The 17,107-nt window shown below is 73.5% G+C and carries 19 protein-coding genes; 13 read left to right on the top strand and 6 right to left on the bottom strand.

Annotation, left to right across the window (positions count from 1 at the left end):
* Window positions 1–204: 204 nt before the first annotated feature.
* Window positions 205–900, bottom strand: a complete 696-nt coding sequence (locus tag OHA37_RS21080; RefSeq protein ID WP_266907473.1) for a copper homeostasis protein CutC — start codon at window positions 898–900, stop codon at window positions 205–207.
* A gap of 110 nt (window positions 901–1,010) precedes the next feature.
* On the opposite strand from OHA37_RS21080, the gene OHA37_RS21075 reads away from it, so the two are divergent.
* Both OHA37_RS21075 and OHA37_RS21070 read left to right on the top strand, forming a co-directional pair.
* On the top strand, window positions 1,011–1,709 hold the full coding sequence (locus tag OHA37_RS21075) for an HD domain-containing protein (RefSeq protein WP_266907471.1): 699 nt from the start codon (window positions 1,011–1,013) through the stop codon (window positions 1,707–1,709).
* Window positions 1,710–1,763: 54 nt separating this feature from the next.
* Window positions 1,764–2,987 carry a Cmx/CmrA family chloramphenicol efflux MFS transporter gene (locus tag OHA37_RS21070; protein WP_266912957.1) on the top strand — a complete coding sequence of 408 codons (1,224 nt, stop codon included), beginning with the start codon at window positions 1,764–1,766 and terminating at the stop codon, window positions 2,985–2,987.
* Window positions 2,988–3,082: 95 nt separating this feature from the next.
* Here OHA37_RS21070 and OHA37_RS21065 read toward each other — a convergent pair whose 3' ends face one another.
* Both OHA37_RS21065 and OHA37_RS21060 read right to left on the bottom strand, forming a co-directional pair.
* Window positions 3,083–3,349: a DUF4031 domain-containing protein gene (locus OHA37_RS21065; protein ID WP_266907469.1), complete on the bottom strand. Its 267-nt coding sequence runs from the start codon at window positions 3,347–3,349 to the stop codon at window positions 3,083–3,085.
* A 7-nt stretch (window positions 3,350–3,356) separates the two neighbouring features.
* Complete coding sequence (locus OHA37_RS21060; protein ID WP_266907467.1) at window positions 3,357–3,782, bottom strand: hypothetical protein; 426 nt, start codon at window positions 3,780–3,782, stop codon at window positions 3,357–3,359.
* A gap of 102 nt (window positions 3,783–3,884) precedes the next feature.
* Here OHA37_RS21060 and OHA37_RS21055 point away from each other — a divergent pair, with 102 nt between their 5' ends.
* From OHA37_RS21055 to OHA37_RS21045, 3 genes are all read left to right on the top strand, one after another.
* Entirely contained in the window at window positions 3,885–4,844 is a 960-nt protein-coding gene (locus tag OHA37_RS21055; RefSeq protein ID WP_266907465.1) for a MurR/RpiR family transcriptional regulator, read from the top strand.
* 21 nt (window positions 4,845–4,865) lie between these two features.
* Complete coding sequence (murQ, locus tag OHA37_RS21050) at window positions 4,866–5,792, top strand: N-acetylmuramic acid 6-phosphate etherase (RefSeq protein ID WP_266907463.1); 927 nt, start codon at window positions 4,866–4,868, stop codon at window positions 5,790–5,792.
* Between the two features lie 71 nt (window positions 5,793–5,863).
* The gene (locus OHA37_RS21045; protein ID WP_266907461.1) at window positions 5,864–7,405 is read left to right on the top strand and encodes a PTS transporter subunit EIIC; all 1,542 of its coding nucleotides are present in this window, start codon (window positions 5,864–5,866) and stop codon (window positions 7,403–7,405) included.
* Window positions 7,406–7,507: 102 nt separating this feature from the next.
* Here OHA37_RS21045 and OHA37_RS21040 read toward each other — a convergent pair whose 3' ends face one another.
* Complete coding sequence (locus OHA37_RS21040; protein ID WP_266907459.1) at window positions 7,508–8,833, bottom strand: lipase family protein; 1,326 nt, start codon at window positions 8,831–8,833, stop codon at window positions 7,508–7,510.
* Window positions 8,834–9,036: 203 nt separating this feature from the next.
* Between OHA37_RS21040 and OHA37_RS21035 the strand changes: the two genes are divergently transcribed.
* The 3 genes from OHA37_RS21035 to OHA37_RS21025 all read left to right on the top strand — a co-directional run bounded on the left by OHA37_RS21035 (window position 9,037) and on the right by OHA37_RS21025 (window position 10,475).
* On the top strand, window positions 9,037–9,654 hold the full coding sequence (locus tag OHA37_RS21035) for a GNAT family N-acetyltransferase (RefSeq protein WP_266907457.1): 618 nt from the start codon (window positions 9,037–9,039) through the stop codon (window positions 9,652–9,654).
* A 138-nt stretch (window positions 9,655–9,792) separates the two neighbouring features.
* Window positions 9,793–10,065, top strand: a complete 273-nt coding sequence (locus OHA37_RS21030; RefSeq protein WP_266907455.1) for a CopG family transcriptional regulator — start codon at window positions 9,793–9,795, stop codon at window positions 10,063–10,065.
* Entirely contained in the window at window positions 10,062–10,475 is a 414-nt protein-coding gene (locus tag OHA37_RS21025; protein ID WP_266907453.1) for a PIN domain-containing protein, read from the top strand. Before OHA37_RS21030 ends, OHA37_RS21025 begins: the two co-directional genes overlap by 4 nt.
* Before the next feature lie 19 nt (window positions 10,476–10,494).
* Here the strand turns inward: OHA37_RS21025 and OHA37_RS21020 are convergent, their stop codons facing one another.
* The gene (locus OHA37_RS21020; protein ID WP_266907451.1) at window positions 10,495–10,833 is read right to left on the bottom strand and encodes a GYD domain-containing protein; all 339 of its coding nucleotides are present in this window, start codon (window positions 10,831–10,833) and stop codon (window positions 10,495–10,497) included.
* 224 nt (window positions 10,834–11,057) lie between these two features.
* On the opposite strand from OHA37_RS21020, the gene OHA37_RS21015 reads away from it, so the two are divergent.
* Both OHA37_RS21015 and OHA37_RS21010 read left to right on the top strand, forming a co-directional pair.
* Window positions 11,058–11,612, top strand: coding sequence for a SigE family RNA polymerase sigma factor (locus OHA37_RS21015; protein WP_266907449.1), 555 nt, complete (start codon window positions 11,058–11,060; stop codon window positions 11,610–11,612).
* Window positions 11,609–12,613 carry a hypothetical protein gene (locus OHA37_RS21010; protein ID WP_266907447.1) on the top strand — a complete coding sequence of 335 codons (1,005 nt, stop codon included), beginning with the start codon at window positions 11,609–11,611 and terminating at the stop codon, window positions 12,611–12,613. The genes OHA37_RS21015 and OHA37_RS21010 overlap by 4 nt, the downstream gene beginning before the upstream one ends.
* Window positions 12,614–12,724: 111 nt before the next feature.
* Here the strand turns inward: OHA37_RS21010 and OHA37_RS21005 are convergent, their stop codons facing one another.
* Window positions 12,725–14,023 (bottom strand): MFS transporter, encoded by a 1,299-nt coding sequence (locus OHA37_RS21005; protein WP_266907445.1) that lies wholly within the window; start codon window positions 14,021–14,023, stop codon window positions 12,725–12,727.
* Window positions 14,024–14,189: 166 nt separating this feature from the next.
* Between OHA37_RS21005 and OHA37_RS21000 the strand changes: the two genes are divergently transcribed.
* Genes OHA37_RS21000 through OHA37_RS20990 form a run of 3 tightly spaced genes read left to right on the top strand, consistent with a single transcriptional unit; the run spans window position 14,190 to window position 17,105 of the window.
* The gene (locus OHA37_RS21000) at window positions 14,190–15,227 is read left to right on the top strand and encodes an ABC transporter substrate-binding protein (protein ID WP_266907443.1); all 1,038 of its coding nucleotides are present in this window, start codon (window positions 14,190–14,192) and stop codon (window positions 15,225–15,227) included.
* Window positions 15,217–16,299 carry a FecCD family ABC transporter permease gene (locus OHA37_RS20995; RefSeq protein ID WP_266907441.1) on the top strand — a complete coding sequence of 361 codons (1,083 nt, stop codon included), beginning with the start codon at window positions 15,217–15,219 and terminating at the stop codon, window positions 16,297–16,299. Before OHA37_RS21000 ends, OHA37_RS20995 begins: the two co-directional genes overlap by 11 nt.
* Complete coding sequence (locus OHA37_RS20990) at window positions 16,296–17,105, top strand: ABC transporter ATP-binding protein (protein ID WP_266907439.1); 810 nt, start codon at window positions 16,296–16,298, stop codon at window positions 17,103–17,105. The genes OHA37_RS20995 and OHA37_RS20990 overlap by 4 nt, the downstream gene beginning before the upstream one ends.
* Window positions 17,106–17,107: the final 2 nt, after the last annotated feature.

Raw genomic sequence — 17,107 nt, 5'->3', positions numbered from 1 at the left:
GCTGTCCCCTACCCGCCCTTCGCCCGTTCCCCGGGGCTCCGCCCCAGACCCCGCGCCTCAAGCGCCGGCGAGGCTGGAAGATGCCGCGCAGCGGCATTCTCAGCCCGTCCGGCGTTTGAGGACCGGGTCCGGGCAGAGCCCGGGGAACGGTGGAAGGGCGGGTAGGGGACTTCGCCCCGCAGAGCCGCCCCCTCACCCGTCCGGTCAGGACAGGGCGGAGCGCCATTCCGCGACGGCCGCCGCCGACACCGGCCGGTCCCACCCGGAAGGGCGGGACGCGCTGCCGATGTGGAAGGCGTCGATGCCCGCTTCACGGAGCACCGGGAGGTGGGAGAGGGCGAGGCCGCCGCCCACGAGGATGCGCGGCTCGTAGCCCGGGGTGCCCGCCTTCGCCGCCTCCGCCAGCAGCACCGGCAGGCCCTCGTCGACCCCGCCCGCCGCGCCCGCGGTCAGGTAGGTGTCGAGCCCGGGCAGGTCACCGGCCGCCTTGCGGAGCTGGTCGCGGTCCGCCGCCCGGTCGATCGCGCGGTGGAAGGTCCACCCGCAGCCGCCGAGCTCCGCCACGACCGCCTCGACGGAGGTCAGGTCGGGGCTGCCGTCGGGGTTCAGGAAGCCCAGGACGAACTCCTCGGCCCCCTCCGCGCGCAGCGCACGCGCCTCCTCCACCAGGCGTTCCACGTCCTGCGCGGAGCCCGCCGAGAAGCCGTCGGCCTTCCGGAGCATCACGCGCAGCCGGATGTCGACCGCCGCCCGGATCGCCGCGAAGGTCTCGCGCGGCGGGGTGAGCCCGTCGGCGGCCATGTCGGTGACCAGTTCGAGTCGGTCCGCCCCACCGGCCTGGGCCGCGACCGCGTCCTCCACGTCGAGGGCGATCACCTCCAGGAGCGCACGGTTGCTCATGTAATCCCATCCTTCGTCCCGCATTGCAAAATAGGTCTAGTCCAATATCCAGGGTACGGGCCTCCGCCCACCCTCCACCAGCACAATCACGCCACCACCACAATGTGCGCATGACATCCGCCATGACTTCCGACACGCACCGCGAGCAGGACCTCCGCGCCCGCTGGCACGCCACCGCCTCCGCCGCCGGAGCCGCCCCCGGCGTCGACCCCGCCCCCTATGCCGACCGCCTCCTCACCGCCTGGGCGGAGCCGCAGCGCAGGTACCACACCACCGCGCACCTGGCCGACGTACTCGCACGCGTCGACGTACTCGCGGCGGCAGGGGACGAGGACGGAACGGACCGCCCGGCCGTAGACCTCGCCGCCTGGTTCCACGACGCCGTCTACCGGCCCGACCGCTCCGAGAACGAGGAGCGCAGCGCCACCCTCGCCGAGCGCGCCCTGCCCGAGCTCGGCATCGACGACGCCCGCACCGCCGAGGTGGCCCGCCTCGTCCGGCTCACGATCACCCACGACCCCGCCCCCGGCGACGCCAACGGCGAGCTGCTCTGCGACGCCGACCTGGGCGTCCTGGCGGGCACCGCGCAGGAGTACGCCGCCTACGCGGCAGCCGTGCGCGCCGAGTACGGCTTCGTCCCCGACGAGGCCTTCCGCGCCGGCCGGGCCGCCGTACTGCGCCAGCTGCTGGCGCTGCCCCGCCTCTTCCGCACCGCCCACGGGGCCGCGCACTGGGAGGCCCCGGCCCGCGCGAACCTGGCCGCGGAGCTGGCGGAGCTCGGCGAGCCCTCCGAGGAGCCGGGAATGTGATCCCGTTCGCCGTGGTTGAGGTAGTTCATGCCCGCAGCCGCCGAACGCACCCGCATGCCCGTCGCCGTCTACATCCTCGGCCTCTCCGTCTTCGCACTCGGTACCAGCGAGTTCATGCTCTCCGGGCTGCTGCCACCCATCGCCGAGGACATGGGCGTCACCATCCCCCAGGCGGGCCTGCTCATATCCGCCTTCGCGATCGGCATGGTCGTCGGAGCGCCCCTGCTCGCCGTCGCCACGCTGCGGCTGCCGCGGCGCACCACGCTGCTGTCGCTGATCAGCCTCTTCGGCCTCGGCCAGGTCGCGGGCGCGCTGGCCCCCTCGTACGAGCTGCTCTTCGCCTCCCGCATCGTCTCCGCGCTCGCCTGCGCCGGCTTCTGGGCGGTGGGCGCCGCCGTGGCCATCGCCATGGTCGAGCAGCACCAGCGGGCCCGGGCCATGGCCGTCATGATCGGCGGGCTGTCCATCGCCAACGTCCTCGGCGTCCCCGCCGGCGCGTTCCTCGGTGAGCACCTGGGCTGGCGCTCCGCGTTCTGGGCGGTCGGCGCGGCCTCCGCCGTCGCGCTCGTCGGCATCCTCGCGCTGATCCCGAAGATCCCGCTGCCCGCCGAGAAGCCCACGCTCGCACGCGAGCTGCGCATCTACCGCGACCGCCAGGTGTGGCTGTCCATCGGCGTCACGGCGCTGGCCGCGGGTGGCGTCTTCTGCGCCTTCAGCTACCTGTCCCCGCTGCTCACGGACGTGGCCGGGCTCGACTCGGCGTGGGTCCCCTGGATCCTGGGCCTCTTCGGCCTGGGCGCGCTGGTGGGCACCACGGTGGGCGGGCGGATCGCCGACGCGCACCTGTTCGGGGTGATGCTGTGGGGCATCACCGCCTCCACGGTCTTCCTGGCGGCGCTGGCCCTGCTGGCCTCCACGGCGGCGGCCGCGATCGCCCTCTCGTTCCTGATCGGCTTCTCGGCGTTCTTCACCGCCCCGGCGCTCAACGCCCGCATGTTCAACGTCGCGGGCGCCGCCCCGACCCTGGCCGGCGCGACCACCACGGCCGCCTTCAACCTCGGCAACACCGGCGGCCCCTGGCTCGGCGGCACCGTCATCGACGCCGGCTACGGCTACTCCGCCACCGCCTGGGCAGGCGCCGCGATGACCGTCACCGCCATAGCCCTGGGCCTCGCAGCCCTGCGCCTGGACCGCCGTACGGGCTCCAGCGCGGCCCGCCCGACCCGCGTGGTGGCCGGCTCGACCCCGTCCCGATCGGACGCGACCGAGAAGGTCTGAGGCCCCCGAGGCGCCACAGGACGCTCAGGGCCGCCGCTCGGCGGCAGAGCAAGGCCAGCCAGCGCCACTGACGGCACGGGCGCGACGGCCGGCGCCTACGCCGGCCGCCCCTTGGGCCGTCGCAGCCCGGCCGCCGTCAGTCTGCGGACCAGTTCCTTGCTGCCGATCTCCACCGCGCCCGCGCCCACCGCGTCCGCGTACCGGTGCTCCGGGACGTCGTAGTGGTCGCGTTCGAAGGCCTTCGGGGGGCAGCCGATCGATGCCGCGAAGGCGTGCAGCTCTTCGAACGAGGCGTCGCTGACCAGGTGCGACCACAGGCGGCCGTGACCCGGCCAGTCGGGCGGGTCGATGTACACCGTCACCGGCGGCTCATTCGCCGTGCCCGAAGGCGGAGCCGGAGCCGCTCCCGGAGCCGAGGCCGCCGAGCACCGGTGCGAGGCCGCCCACCGGCGCCACCCGTACGCCGGCCTCCGAGCACACCCACATCGGGTCCGGTCCGAGCTCGGGCTCCACGTCCAGTGCGTGCGGCTCGCCGTGGCCGCAGACCGGGCACAGCGGCCAGCGTCCGTACTTCTCCAGCAGTGCGTCCTTCACGTCCTGGGCGACGAGTCCGGCGAGGTAGTCGACGCCCTCCGGCCACTCCTCCACCCACCAACGGCGGTGGGTGACCGCGTCCTCGACGAGGGAGACGACATCGGCCTCGGCGACCTCGCCCGCGACGAGATCGGCGAGTACGAGGGCGCGTGCGGCGTGCAGCGCCTGTTCAAGGGGGGTCGGGGGGGTCGCGTGGTCCATGGACACATTGTGGACCCGGACGGGCCCTGTGGCGAAGGTCCTCTTTCACCGGTGACTTATGGCGTCTTGACGTCCCCGCCCCTCTGAAAATAAGTTTCAAGGGTGAGCGAGAATGTGAAAGAAAACTCCAGCGCTGGTGCGGACCGACCCGTCCCCGTCCCGGCCCCCGCCGCACTGCGGGCCCGCGTCCGCAGCCTCGGCCCCTCGATGACCCGCTCCGTGCAGGCCGTCGCCGAGGCCGTCGCCGAAGACCCCGCGGCCTGCGCCGCGCTCACCGTCAGCGACCTCGCCGCCCGCACCGGCACCAGCGAGGCCACCGTCGTCCGCACCGCCCGCCTCCTCGGCTACCCCGGCTACCGCGACCTGCGCCTCGCGCTCGCCGCGCTCGCCGCCCAGCAGGAGTCCGGCGCGGCCCCCGCAGTCACCGTGGACATAGCCGTCGACGACTCCCTCGCCGACGTGGTCGCCAAGCTGGCCCAGGAGGAGGCGCAGACCCTCGCCGACACCGCCGCCGGACTCGACGTCGCCGCCCTCGGCTCGGCCGTCGCCGCCCTCGCGGGCGCCCGCCGCATCGAGATCTACGGCGTCGGCGCCTCCGGCCTCGTCGCCCAGGACCTCGCGCAGAAGCTCCAGCGCATCGGCCTCATCGCCCACGCGCACAGCGACCCGCACCTGGCCGTCACCACCGCCGTCCTGCTGCGCCCCGGCGACGTGGCCGTCGCCATCACCCACTCCGGCGGCACCGGCGACGTCATCGAGCCCCTGCGGACCGCCTTCGAGCGCGGAGCCACCACCCTGGCGCTCACGGCCCGCGCGGGCTCCCCCGTCGTCCACTACGCCGACCTCGTGCTGGCCACCTCCGCCGCCCGCGAGACCCAGCTGCGCCCGGCGGCCATGTCGAGCCGGACCAGCCAGCTCCTCGTCGTGGACTGCCTGTTCGTGGGCGTCGCCCAGCAGACCTACGAGACCGCGGCGCCCGCGCTCGCAGCCTCGTACGAGGCGCTCGCGCCCCGCCACCACACCCCCGTACCCACCGCCAAGCGGGGCAGCACCACCCGCTAGCAGTTCAGGAGCCCCCCACTCATGACCGCGTACGCCGAACTCCGCGCCCAGCTCGCCACCTTGACCACCGAGGCATTCCGCCCCGAACTGGCCGAGATCGACCGGCTGCCCACCCTGGAGATCGCCCGCCTGATGAACGCCGAGGACGCCACCGTCCCGGCCGCCGTCGCCGGCGAGCTGGAGACGATCGCCGCCGCCATCGACGGGATCGCCGAACGGATGGCCCGCGGCGGGCGCCTGATCTACGCGGGCGCCGGCACCGCCGGCCGCATGGGCGTACTGGACGCCAGCGAATGCCCGCCCACCTTCAACACCGACCCCTCCGAGGTCGTCGGCCTGATCGCGGGCGGCCCCTCCGCCATGGTCAAGGCCGTCGAAGGCGCCGAGGACTCCAGGGAACTGGCCGCCGAGGACCTGACGGCGCTGGCCCTGACCGCCGAGGACACCGTCATCGGGATCTCCGCCTCCGGCCGCACCCCGTACGCGATCGGCGCCGTCGAGTTCGCCCGCGCCCGCGGCGCGCTCACCGTCGGACTGTCCTGCAACGCCGGCTCCGCGCTCGCCGCGGCCGCCGACCACGGCATCGAGGTGGTCGTCGGCCCCGAACTCCTCACCGGATCCACCCGCTTGAAGGCCGGCACCGCGCAGAAGCTCGTGCTCAACCTCATCTCGACCCTCACGATGATCCGGCTCGGCAAGACGTACGGAAACCTGATGGTCGACATGCGCTCCTCCAACGAGAAGCTGCGCGCCCGCGCCCGCCGCATCGTCTCGCTGGCCACCGGCGCCCCCGACGCCGAGATCGAGGCCGCGCTCACCGCGTCCGACGGCGAGGTCAAGCAGGCCATCCTCGTCATCCTCGGCGGAGTCGACGGCCCCACGGCCGGCGAACTGCTCACCGCCTCCAAGGGCCACCTCCGGGCCGCCCTCACCCAGACCCCGCGATGACCCCGCGATGACCCCGCGCCGACCCACCCCGGCCACCCCCGCTGACCCCCAGCAGCAAGGCGAACACCACGATGTCCACTGACAAGAACCGCGCCACAGCCGCCGCGATCCTTCCCCTCGTCGGCGGTCCGGACAACATCCTCTCCATCGCGCACTGCATGACCCGCCTGCGGATCACCCTGCGCGACCGCTCCCTGGTCCAGGACGAGGCCCTCAAGGCCCTGCCCGCCGTGATGGGCGTCGTCGAGGACGACACGTACCAGATCGTGCTGGGACCGGGCACCGTCGCCCGCGTCACGCCCGAGTTCGAGGCCCTGGTCGCGGAAGGCCGCGCGGCGGCACCGGTGGCGCCCGCCGCCCCCGCAGGCCCCGCCACCCCCCACACCGTGACGGCCGACGAACTCGCCGCCCAGGGCGCGGCCATCAAGAACGCGCAGAAGGCGAAGAACTCCACCCCCTTCAAGCTGTTCCTGCGCCGCATCGCGAACATCTTCGTCCCGCTGATCCCGGCCCTGATCGGCTGCGGCATCATCGCCGGGCTCAACGGCTTCCTCACCAACATGGGCTGGGTGCCGGCCGTGGTCCCCGCCCTCGCCGCGATGGCGAGCGGGTTCATGTCCCTGATCGCGGTCTTCGTCGGCTACAACACGGCCAAGGAGTTCGGCGGCACCGCCGTCCTCGGCGGCGCGGTCGCCGCGATCATCGTCTTCCCGGGCGTCGCGAAGATCGACGCCTTCGGCCAGCAGCTCTCCCCCGGCCAGGGCGGCGTCCTCGGCGCACTGGCGGCCGCGCTGCTCGCCGTCCAGGTGGAGAAGTGGTGCCGCAAGTGGGTTCCGGAGGCGCTGGACGTCCTGGTCACCCCCACCCTCACCGTGCTGATCTCCGGCCTCGTCACCCTCTTCGGCCTGATGTTCGTCGCCGGCGAGGTCTCCAGCGCCATCGGCACCTTCGCCACCTGGCTGCTCGCCACCGGCGGGGCCTTCGCGGGCCTGGTCCTCGGCGGACTCTTCCTCCCGCTGGTCATGCTGGGCCTGCACCAGGCCCTGATCCCCATCCACACCACCCTGATCGAGCAGACCGGCTACACCGTCCTGCTCCCCATCCTCGCCATGGCGGGCGCGGGCCAGGTCGGCGCGGCCGTCGCCGTCTACTACAAGCTCCCCCGCAACCGCTCGATCCGCGCCACCATCAAGTCCGCCCTCCCGGCCGGCTTCCTGGGCGTGGGCGAACCCCTCATCTACGGCGTCTCCCTCCCCCTGGGACGCCCCTTCATCACCGCCTGCATCGGCGGCGCCGCGGGCGGAGCCTTCGTAGGCCTCTTCAACCAGCTCGGCACCGCCTTCGGCTCCACCGCCATCGGCCCCTCGGGCTGGGCGCTGTTCCCGCTGCTGGACGGCAAGTCGGGCATGGGGACGACCATCGCGATCTACGCGGGCGGCCTGGCCGTCGGCTACCTCGTGGGCTTCGCCGCCACCTACTTCTTCGGCTTCACCCGCCAGATGCTCACCGAGTTCAACTCCGACCCGGACCCGGAGACGGCCCTCGGGACCGCGGCCCCGGCCACCGGGCCCGTGCCCGCCGCGGACGCGGCCCCGGTCCCGGTGGGCCGCTGACCGCAGCGGCCCCCGCGGGGCCCCACGTACGAAGGCTCCCGGCCGGTGCGGTCCACCGGCCGGGAGCCTTCATGCACTGTTGCTGCTCAGGGACCCGTCACATCAGGGGCAGTTGGACGGCGCCGGCTTGCCCGCGAAGCGGTCCGCGATCCAGGCCAGGTACTCCGGCTCCGCGACGTTGGGGATCGTCTGGTGCGTCGCCCCCTGGTACTTCGTGTACTCGACCGGCTTGCCGAACCTGCAGGCCCGCCTCACGTACTCGTCGGTGGAGTTCGGGTTGATGACCGTGTCCGCCGTGCCCTGCATCACCAGGATCGGCGACACCGAGGCGACCAGGCCCGCGGTGTTCTCGCGGAAGCGCTGGTGCCAGATCTCCGGCACCACGCTCAGCGGCTGGAACAGCGTGTCCAGCTGCCCCGCGTTACCCACGTTGTTCTGGATCACGTCGGCGAGGTGCTCGATGCACATCACCCCGTCACCGCGCAGCGCCTCCAGCCCGGCCGGCTTCAGCACGTCCTCGGCCTTCAGCGCCGGGTAGGCCGCGAGGAAGCCCCGGTAGACGTTGACGCGCAGCGCCGCGTTGTGGGAGGGCGAGGTGGGGGACGTCGGGCCGGGCAGCACCAGGCCGCGGAAGTCCGGCCCCAGGTTGGCGGCGGGCGCCAGCGCCGCGATGCCGACCAGGTTGGTCTCCGGGGTGTACGCCTTGTAGTTCTGGGCGATGAACGCCGCCGCGCCGCCACCCTGCGACCAACCCAGGACGGCCGCCTTGTCGTTCGCGTGGGCGTCGGTGATCTGGCGGGCCGCGCGGACCGAGTCCAGGACGTTGTTCGTCTCCGTGACGGCCACCGTGTACTGGTGCACGCCCGGGGTGCCCAGACCCTGGTAGTCCGTACCGACCACGACGTCACCCGAGTCGAGGAACTGCGTCAGCGCCGGCACGCCGACGTCGATGCCCCACGGGCTGTCGTAGGTGTAGTAGCCGACGAGGTCGGTGGCCGGGTTCGGCACCGCGGAGGGCGCGCACTGGCGCGGGCCGCCCACGGTCCCGTGCGCCCAGGCCACCACGTTGCGGCCGCTGCGCGGCGCGGGGGCGTCGGGCCAGGCCACGATGCCCGAGACGGCGACGCGGGTACCGGTCTGCAGGGTCGAGAGGTACAGGATCCGGCAGGCGCGCGCACCGTCCGGGGCATCGACGCGGCGGGCCCAGATCAGGTCACCGTGGTCACCCTCGGGCAGCGGCGACGGCGGGTCGTAGAACTTCTCGCCCTCCGGCCCGATCGGAACGCCCGGCGCGCACAGCCCCTTGCCGCCCTTGCCGCCGTCCGGGTTCGTGCCCGTGCCCGCGGTCGCCGTCGCGGTCGTCCCGCCGCCCAGCGCGAGGATCGCGGCCACACCGGCCGCGGTGATCGCGGAAAGCCGTCGTCTCATCTCATCGTCCATTTCGCTCGGTCACTCGGTACCGGGACGTGAGACTAGGAAGAAAGGGATGAAATGTCGCTTACCGTGACTAAGTGTTCGCCAGTTGTTACGGGCCCCCGGGCGACCGGCCTCCAATGGCCGCACCGCGGCCCGGCCGGGCCGCACCGAGGTCCGGCGATCACCGGATCGGGCGATGACCCGATGATGATCCGATGACCGACGCGCCGATCACTCCACCGACCACCCCGCGGGCCGACCCGATACCGCCCGTGGCCCCGCCCGGCGGGATGGCCGCCCTCGCCCAGCCCTCGTACGACCTCCCCTGCGGGCTGCGCCTGCGCCCCTGGGAGCCCTACGACGCCCCCGCGCTCGTGGCCGCGTACGCCGATCCGGACATCCGGCACTGGAACCGGCCGGACCCCCTCACCGAGGACCGGGCGGTCACCCGCATCGCCCGCTGGCGCGAGCGCTGGCACGCCGAACGTTCGGCGGTCTGGGCCCTGGCCCCGGCGGAGGGAGGCTCCGCGGTCGGCCTGATCGGCCTCGCCGACATCGACCTGCGCGGCGGCAGCGGGGAGTTCGTGTACTGGCTCCTCCCCGCCGGCCGCGGCGCCGGAGCCACCACCGAAGGCCTGGCCGTCCTGACCCGCTGGGCCTTCGGGGAACTCGGCCTGCACCGCCTGCGCATCACCCACTCCACGGCCAACCCGGCCTCCTGCCGTGTCGCCCTGAACTCCGGCTACCCCCTGGAGGGCACCATGCGCGGCGCCCTCCTCCACGCGGACGGCTGGCACGACGAACACCTCCACGCCCGCCTGAGCACGGACTGAGGGGCGAGCCACCACCCCATCGAGCGAACCGGCACGCAAAAGCCTCCACGGGCGCGCATATGCCTGGAACCTATGCACATGTACGTCTACGCCCCACACGCCGAAAGCGGCGGTGGCATCGGAAGTAGCATGGGTGGCATGAGCGATGCCACCCAGAAGTACTCCATCTCGATGCCCCGAGACATCGCCGAGGCCGCTCGCGCCCGCAGCGGCCCCTCCGGCCTCTCCGCCTACGTCACCGCCGCAGTGGCCCGCCAGATCGAACGGGACAACTTGGCGGAGCTCGTCGCCGTGGCGGAGGCGGAGCACGGACCGATCACCGCGGAGGAGATCGACGCGACCCGGGAGGAATTCCGCCGCGCCCACGGAGGCCCTTCCGGCAGCGACACCGAGCAGAAGGACGTGGCATGACGCCGAAGCCGACCAGGCCCGGAGGCACCCTCGTGCTGGACAGCGAGGGACTCGCCAAGGCGGTGCTGCGGGACCGTACGATCACCCGTTGGCTCGCCCTCGCCCTCGCGGACGACATGCGCGTCATCACCAGCACGGCCACCCTCGTCGAGGTGGTCCACCCGAAGATCAACATGCCGGCCCTCGCGTGGGCGCTGTCCCGGGTGGTGGTCGAGCCCGTCACCGAGGAGATCGCCCACGCCGCCGCGGCCCTGCTCCGCGAGGCCGGCCTGCACGGGCACAAGTACGCCATCGACGCGATGCTGGCCGCCACCGCACTCGCGGCGCCCGGCCCCGTCACCGTCCTCACCTCCGACCCCGAGGACCTCACCGCGCTCTGCGGCACCCGCCTCGCCGCCGTGAAGGTCTAGAGGTCTCCGCCCGCCGGGATCACGACGTCCCGGACGCGCCCGGAGGCCGGTACCGGATCTGCTCGGCCTTGCGCAGTGCCTCCAGCGTGTCGTCGACGCTCAGGAGGACCGTCGTCTCGAACGAGCTGAGCGCCCCGCCCCCGCTGATCGCCAGGGCGACCGCGGCCATGGACACGTCGTCCGGGGCCTCCCAGAGGTTGTAGCCGTCGTGCGTGCCGAAGGCGTACCAGAAGCCGTGCAGCTTCCCGCCGACGGACTCGATGTACGACCGGGCCGCCTGAGCCCGGTCCTCGGGGTGGGCCATCAGCCTGGCCCACGTCTCCGGCGTGTAGCTGAACCTCGACAGATACAACGGCATCGCGTCCACCTTCTTTCGTTTCGTCGACGATGCCCACGCCGGGCGGCAGAAGGGGCGCACCGGATCGCGGCCGTCCCCCGAACGGCCGGGGACGGCCACCGCCACGGCCCAACGCGGCTCGGGCCACCGGCGTCGGCCGCATGACCCTCCGCCAGATTTCCTGCTGCCGCCGGGCAACCGAATGCGGGCGGGTGGTGGTCAAGGGGGCGAAGGAGGGGGTTGAGATGAACGCCGAGCATGAAGCGCAGTTCCAGGCCTTCGTCGCCGCGCGGTGGACCACGCTGGTGCGGACCGCGTACCTGCTCACGGGCGATCCGCACGACGCGGAGGACGTGACCCAGACCGCGCTCGCGAAGGCGTACCGGTCCTGGCGGCGGGTGGCGCGCAGCGACAGTCCGGAGGCGTACGTCCGCCGGATGCTGGTCAGTTGCAACAACGACCGCTTCCGCAAGCGCCGGGTCGCGGAGCGGCTCACGGGCTCGGTACCGGACACCTCGGTGCGCGAGAACGCCGTGGCCCGGGCCGACGAACGCAGCGTGCTCATGACGGCGCTCGCTCAACTGCCCGCCCGGCAGCGGGCGGTGGTGGTCATGCGGTACTGGGAGGACCTCTCGGAAGCCGAGACCGCCGACGTACTCGGGTGCTCCCCCGGCACCGTGAAGAGCCAGGCGTCCAAGGCACTGGCGAAACTCCGCGCGTGCCCAGGACTGGAGCGGGTCACGGCGGAGTGCGGCACGAACAGCGAGAAGCACGAGACGGATCAGGGGGCGCTCCGGTGAACGGGCGGCAGTACGAGGAGCAGGGCGGCGCGTTGGACGCCGAGTTGGACGCCGAGCGGGGCGACGGGAGCACCGGGCAGCGGCAGAGCGGCTTCGAGTCCGACCTGCGGGTGCGGATGGCGCAGGGCGTGGCGGAGGTGCGGCCCGGGGCCGTGCCGTACCAGGCGATCGTCCGGCAGGGCCGCGCGGAGCTGCTGCGGCGCCGGCTGGCGGTGGCGGGGGCCGCCCTGGTCGCACTGGCCGTCGTACCGGCCACGGCGATCGCGTTCACCGGGAGCGGTGCGGGAGGCGCGGACGACGGCGCCGCGCCGGCGGGCCGGGTGGTCGTGACGGACACCCCGCCACCGAGCGAGGCCGCGCGGACGCCCGCGCCGCCCCCCGGGCCGACTCCGCCCGAGAACCGCGAGCAGCTCGCCGACGGCATCACCTACGCGGACGCGGCCGCCGGGCTGGAGCAGTGCCTCGCCTTCGACCGGACCCATCCCAGCGGCGCCTCCGGGGTCGGCCTGGGGGAGGCCGCCGAGTACCGGCTCCTGCTCGCGCACCGCAGTACGGGCAACGACAACTCCCCGGGCAACGGCCGGTACATCGTCGCCGTGAAGAAGACCCCGAAGCCCCTCCGGCTCATCTGCAGCATCAAGAACGGCCTGGCGAGCGGCATCAACACCTCCTCCGCGGGGATCTCCGACCCCGCCGCCGGGGCCGTCGCCCCCGACGACAACGGGGGCATGCTGTACCTCCAGCGGCTGAGCACGGAGGGCGCGTGGCAGCTCCCCTTCCGCTGGGGCAGCATCGGCACGGTCACCCCGGCCGTCACCCGGGTCACCGTCACCTACGGCGGCACCACCGTCGAAGCCGCCCTCGACCACGGCCACTTCGCCGCCACCGGGATCCTGGAGCGCGCCGTCACGCAGGCTCCGCGGATCCGCGGCTACGACGCCCGGGGCGCCCAGGTCTACGACTCCCACCAGGACCGCTCGTACCAGAAGACCATCCCGTAGCCGGGGAGGGGGAGGGGGAGCGGGGTCCCGTCGCCGTACAGGGGTCGGCGACGGGACCCCGCTGCCGCGAGGCGGCCCGGCCGAGCCGGTGCCTGCACCTGCGAAGCACTCCTAGGCCTTGTCCGCCGCCGGGGCGCTCCGCGCGAAGTGGCGGGCCGTCGGCACCAGGGCCGCCGCCGCCGGTACGAGGAAGCAGGCGGCCGCGCAGACGCCGAGGACGGGTGTGACGCCGAAGGCGTCGATGGCCGGGGCGATCAGGGCGAGGCCGACCGGTGCCAGGCCGTAGGAGACGAGGAAGTCCAGCGAGGAGACCCGGGCCAGCCGGTCCGGGGCGACTTCGCGCTGGGTGGCGGTGAACCAGGGCACGTTGAAGAGCTCGATCCCGATCCCGGCGACGGCGTAGGCGGCGACGACCACCCCCGGGTGCACGGGCAGCACGAGGCTCAACGGGGCGAATCCGTACGCCGCCAGCCCCGCGAAGGCCGCCCAGCCCTGTGAGCGCGGGCGCCAGCGGGCGATGACCAGGGCTCCGCCGAGCGCGCCCACTATGTACGCGGTCATGGCCGCGGCGAGCACCCATTCACTGTCGTAGCGGTCCCGGCTGATCAGGGGCAGGGCGACGCTGGTGGCGGAGTAGCCGAGGGCGATGACCGCGACGAGGGCGGCCAGCCCGGCGAGGAACCAGGGGTGGCGGCGCGCCTCCCGTACGCCCTCCAGGAACTCGGTACGGAAACTCGCGCGCGGCGCCACCGCCCCGGCGGCGGCCGCGCCCTGGCCCACGCCTTGACCCTCGCCCTGGCCCACGCCCTGCCCCTTGCCCGGAACCAGCGCGGCGACCAGCCAGAGCAGGCCGATGCCGAGCAGCAGGGTCCAGACGTCGAGGAAGGCCGCGAGCAGCGCGGTCAGGGCGGGTCCGGCGAGCGTGGAACCCCGTACGGCCATGGTCATGGCGGCGTTCGCCTGCTGACGGCGCCCGGGGTCGACGGTCTCGGCGGTGAGGGCCTGGAACGCCGGCCGGCAGGCGCCCTGTCCGGCTCCGGCGAGGGCGGCGGCGGCCGTCATCAGCAGGAGCGAGCGGCCCAGTCCGGCCGCGAGCAGGGGTGCGGCGACCGCCGCCGCGAGGGCCGACCAGAGGACGACCGTGCGGCGGGAGTGCCGGTCGGCCAGGACCCCGCCGACGGTGACGGCGGCGAGGAACCCGACCGTGCGCGCGGCGAGGACCAGGCCGAGGCCGGCGGCGCTCAGGTCGCGGTGGAGCACGGCGAGCCCGAGCACGAAGGGCAGGGCCCAGGTCGCGAGGCCGGAGGCGGTGGTGCCCGCCCACAGGCGCAGGAACGGGACGTCGAGGAGGACCGAACGCCCGGGTGGGCCAACGGTCTTGGGCGCCGGGGGCGCGGGGGTGGTCGCCACGGGGTGACTGCTCCTTGGGGGTGGAGTGGGGGCGCGGTGAACCGCCCCCGGGGTTCTTAATGAAAATGAATACCATTACAGTACCCTTCGAACGTGGCGGTCTTGCCCGGTGCACGACAACGCCCACACCCGCACCCCCATCCGCCCTGCCCAGACCGGAGAACCCATGCGCCACCCCGCTCACCTCGGCATCGCCCTGACCATCGCCCTCGCCACCGCGGCCTGCTCCGCACCCGCGGGCAACGGCTCCAAGGCCGACGACGCCAAGCCCGCCGCCCAGACTTCCTCCCGCAGCAGCTCTCTCACGAGCTGCGGCCGCCAGGCCACCTTCGCCGCGCCGCCGAAGCGGGCCGTCGCCCTGGACCAGACCTCGACCGAAACCCTGCTGGAACTCGGCCTCCAGGACTCGATGGCGGGCACCGCCAACCTCAAGACGAAGATCCCCGCCCCGTACCAGGCCGCCTACGCCAAGGTCCCCGTCATCGCCCCGAAGATCGCGACGGGCGAACAACTGCGCGCCGCCACGCCCGACTTCGTCGTCGGCGGCTCCGCCGACCTCTTCACCAAGGACCGGGCCGGCACCCGCGAGGAACTGGCCGCCCTCAAGGTCCCGACCTTCGTCAGCGCCGTGGACTGCCCCGAACAGAACCCGGCCGGCCGGACCCCCTTCGAGCTGCTCTTCTCCGACTACGAGAACCTCGGCAAGGTCTTCGGCGCCGAGGAGCGGGCCGCCAAACTCGCCACCAACCAACGCACCGCCGTCGCCAAGGCCGGGGAGAACGCCTCCAAAGTCCCCGGGGGCGCCGAACAGCCCACCGTGGTCTACCTCTACTCCGTCTTCAACGGCATGCCGTACGTGGCGGGCAGGACCGGCCTGCCCAGCGAGATGAGCCGGATCGTCGGCGCGAAGAACGCCTTCGACGACGTCGACGAGGACTGGCCTGAGGTCTCCTGGGAGGAAGTCGCCCAGCGCAACCCCGACTTCATCGTGATCGGCGACCTGTCCGAGCGCGGCCGGCCCGGCGACAGCGCCGCCGAGAAGCGCGCCACCATGACCGGGCACCCGGTCGTCTCCAAGCTCGCCGCGGTCCGCGACGACAAGATCCTCGAAGTTCCCGGCATCGAACTGGACCCCTCCGTGCGCTCCGTACACGCCCTCGGACTACTGGCGGCCGGCATGAAGGACCTCGGGTATGTCCGCTGACCCGGTGACCCCCGGGTCGGTCGCCCTGAGCCCGCCCGCGCCCGGGCCGGCCGCCCTCCGGTCCGCCGTGGCCGAGGCGGGCCTCTTCCTCCTCGCCGCGGCCGTGCTGGCGGCCTCGGTGGCGGCGGCCGTGCGGATCGGCGCCGCCGACGTGGGCTGGACCGGCCTCGCCCGCGTCTTCGGCGCCCGACTCGGCCTGGACGTGCAGCCGTTGCCCCCGCTGCTGGACTCCCTCGTCTGGGACCTGCGGCTGCCGCGCGTGCTGATGGCCGCCCTCGTCGGCGCCTCGCTCGCCGTCTGCGGCGCGGTGCTCCAGGCGGTCACCCGCAACGCCCTCGCCGACCCCTACCTCCTCGGCGTCTCCTCGGGCGCGTCCGCGGGAGCCGTCACCGTGGTCGTCCTCGGGATCGGCGCGAACACCCTCGGGGTCACCGGCGGAGCACTCGCCGGAGCACTGCTCTCCTTCGGGCTGCTCCTGCTGCTCCTGCGGCGCACCGGGCTGGACTCCGTACGCATCGTCCTGACCGGAGTGGTCATCGGGCAGCTCTTCACCGCGCTGACCTCGCTCGTCCTGATGGCCTCGGCGGACGCGGACACCACGCGGGCCGTCACCCACTGGCTCCTGGGCTCGATGGCACCGTCCCGCTGGGACACCGTCGCGGTCTGCGCGGTCGTCACCCCGCTGGGGCTGGCGGCGGCCTGGCTCTGCTCCAACGCCCTCGACGGGCTCGCCTTCGGCACCGACACCGCCGCCTCGCTCGGGATCGACGTACGGCACACGCGGATGCTGCTGCTCGTGGTCACCGCCGTGCTGACCGCGGTGGCGGTGGCCACGGTCGGCGCCATCGGCTTCGTCGGGCTGATCGTCCCCCACGGGGTGCGGTTCCTCGTCGGTCCGCTGCACCGGGTGCTGCTGCCGTACACGGCGCTGGCCGGCGCGGTGTTCCTGGTGTGGACGGACGCACTGGCACGGGTCGCCTTCGGCCCGCGCGAGGTTCCCGTCGGCGTGATCACCGCGCTGCTCGGCGTACCGATCTTCCTCCTGGTCCTGCGCAAGCGGGGTGAGTTGTGAGGATCGCCGCCGAAAAGCTGAGCTGGTCGGTCGCGGGCACCCCGGTCGTACGGGACGTCAGCGCGGACATCGCCTCCGGCGAGACCGTCGGGCTGCTCGGCCCCAACGGCTCGGGCAAGTCCTCGCTGCTGCGCTGCCTGGCCGGTCTGCGGGCCCCCGACGCGGGCGCGGTCCGGTACGACGGGGAGTCCGTACGCGGCTGGAGTGCGCGCAGGATCGCCCGGCAGGTGGCCTTCGTCGCCCAGGACGCGGGCGCCGACAGCGACCTGGCGGTCGCGGACATCGTCGGCCTGGGCCGGACCCCGTTCCGCGACCGCTGGCGCGGGCCGGACGCCGCCGACCGGGCCGTGGTCGCGGCCGCGCTGGAACGCGTAGGACTCACCGCACTCGCCGGCCGCCCCTGGAAGGCACTGTCGGGCGGGGAACGGCAACGCACCCACATCGCCCGCGCGTTGGCCCAGCAGCCGTCCGGGCTCCTGCTCGACGAGCCCACCAACCACCTCGACGTGAAACACCAGCTCGAACTGATGGAGCTGCTGTCCGGCACCGGCCAGACCGTCCTGGTCGCCCTGCACGACCTGTCCCTCGCCGCCCGCTACTGCGACCGGCTGCTGCTCCTGCACCACGGCCGCCTGATCGCCTCCGGCCCGCCCGCCGCCGTCCTGACCGCCGACCGGCTCGCCGAGGTCTTCGAGGTGGACGCCGAACTCACCACCGACGCCCTCGGCCACCCGCACGTCAGCTACCGCGGACCGCTCGGCGCACGGACGCCGGTACCGACACCGACACCCCAACCCGCTCTGTGAAG

This window comes from Streptomyces sp. NBC_00335 (assembly GCF_036127095.1).
In the GTDB taxonomy this organism is placed as follows: domain Bacteria; phylum Actinomycetota; class Actinomycetes; order Streptomycetales; family Streptomycetaceae; genus Streptomyces.
Note: the sequence above shows the minus strand (reverse complement) of the source record. Positions and strands in the feature narration are given on the sequence as shown.

Bases quoted from the DNA above. Each gene is read 5' to 3' on its own strand.
- OHA37_RS21080 (WP_266907473.1), bottom strand. From the start codon at position 900: ATGAGCAACCGTGCGCTCCTGGAGGTGATCGCCCTCGACGTGGAGGAC.
- OHA37_RS21075 (WP_266907471.1), top strand. From the start codon at position 1,011: ATGACATCCGCCATGACTTCCGACACGCACCGCGAGCAGGACCTCCGC.
- OHA37_RS21070 (WP_266912957.1), top strand. From the start codon at position 1,764: ATGCCCGTCGCCGTCTACATCCTCGGCCTCTCCGTCTTCGCACTCGGT.
- OHA37_RS21060 (WP_266907467.1), bottom strand. From the start codon at position 3,782: ATGGACCACGCGACCCCCCCGACCCCCCTTGAACAGGCGCTGCACGCC.
- murQ (WP_266907463.1), top strand. From the start codon at position 4,866: ATGACCGCGTACGCCGAACTCCGCGCCCAGCTCGCCACCTTGACCACC.
- OHA37_RS21045 (WP_266907461.1), top strand. From the start codon at position 5,864: ATGTCCACTGACAAGAACCGCGCCACAGCCGCCGCGATCCTTCCCCTC.
- OHA37_RS21040 (WP_266907459.1), bottom strand. From the start codon at position 8,833: ATGAGACGACGGCTTTCCGCGATCACCGCGGCCGGTGTGGCCGCGATC.
- OHA37_RS21035 (WP_266907457.1), top strand. From the start codon at position 9,037: ATGACCGACGCGCCGATCACTCCACCGACCACCCCGCGGGCCGACCCG.
- OHA37_RS21030 (WP_266907455.1), top strand. From the start codon at position 9,793: ATGAGCGATGCCACCCAGAAGTACTCCATCTCGATGCCCCGAGACATC.
- OHA37_RS21025 (WP_266907453.1), top strand. From the start codon at position 10,062: ATGACGCCGAAGCCGACCAGGCCCGGAGGCACCCTCGTGCTGGACAGC.
- OHA37_RS21020 (WP_266907451.1), bottom strand. From the start codon at position 10,833: ATGCCGTTGTATCTGTCGAGGTTCAGCTACACGCCGGAGACGTGGGCC.
- OHA37_RS21015 (WP_266907449.1), top strand. From the start codon at position 11,058: ATGAACGCCGAGCATGAAGCGCAGTTCCAGGCCTTCGTCGCCGCGCGG.
- OHA37_RS21000 (WP_266907443.1), top strand. From the start codon at position 14,190: ATGCGCCACCCCGCTCACCTCGGCATCGCCCTGACCATCGCCCTCGCC.
- OHA37_RS20995 (WP_266907441.1), top strand. From the start codon at position 15,217: ATGTCCGCTGACCCGGTGACCCCCGGGTCGGTCGCCCTGAGCCCGCCC.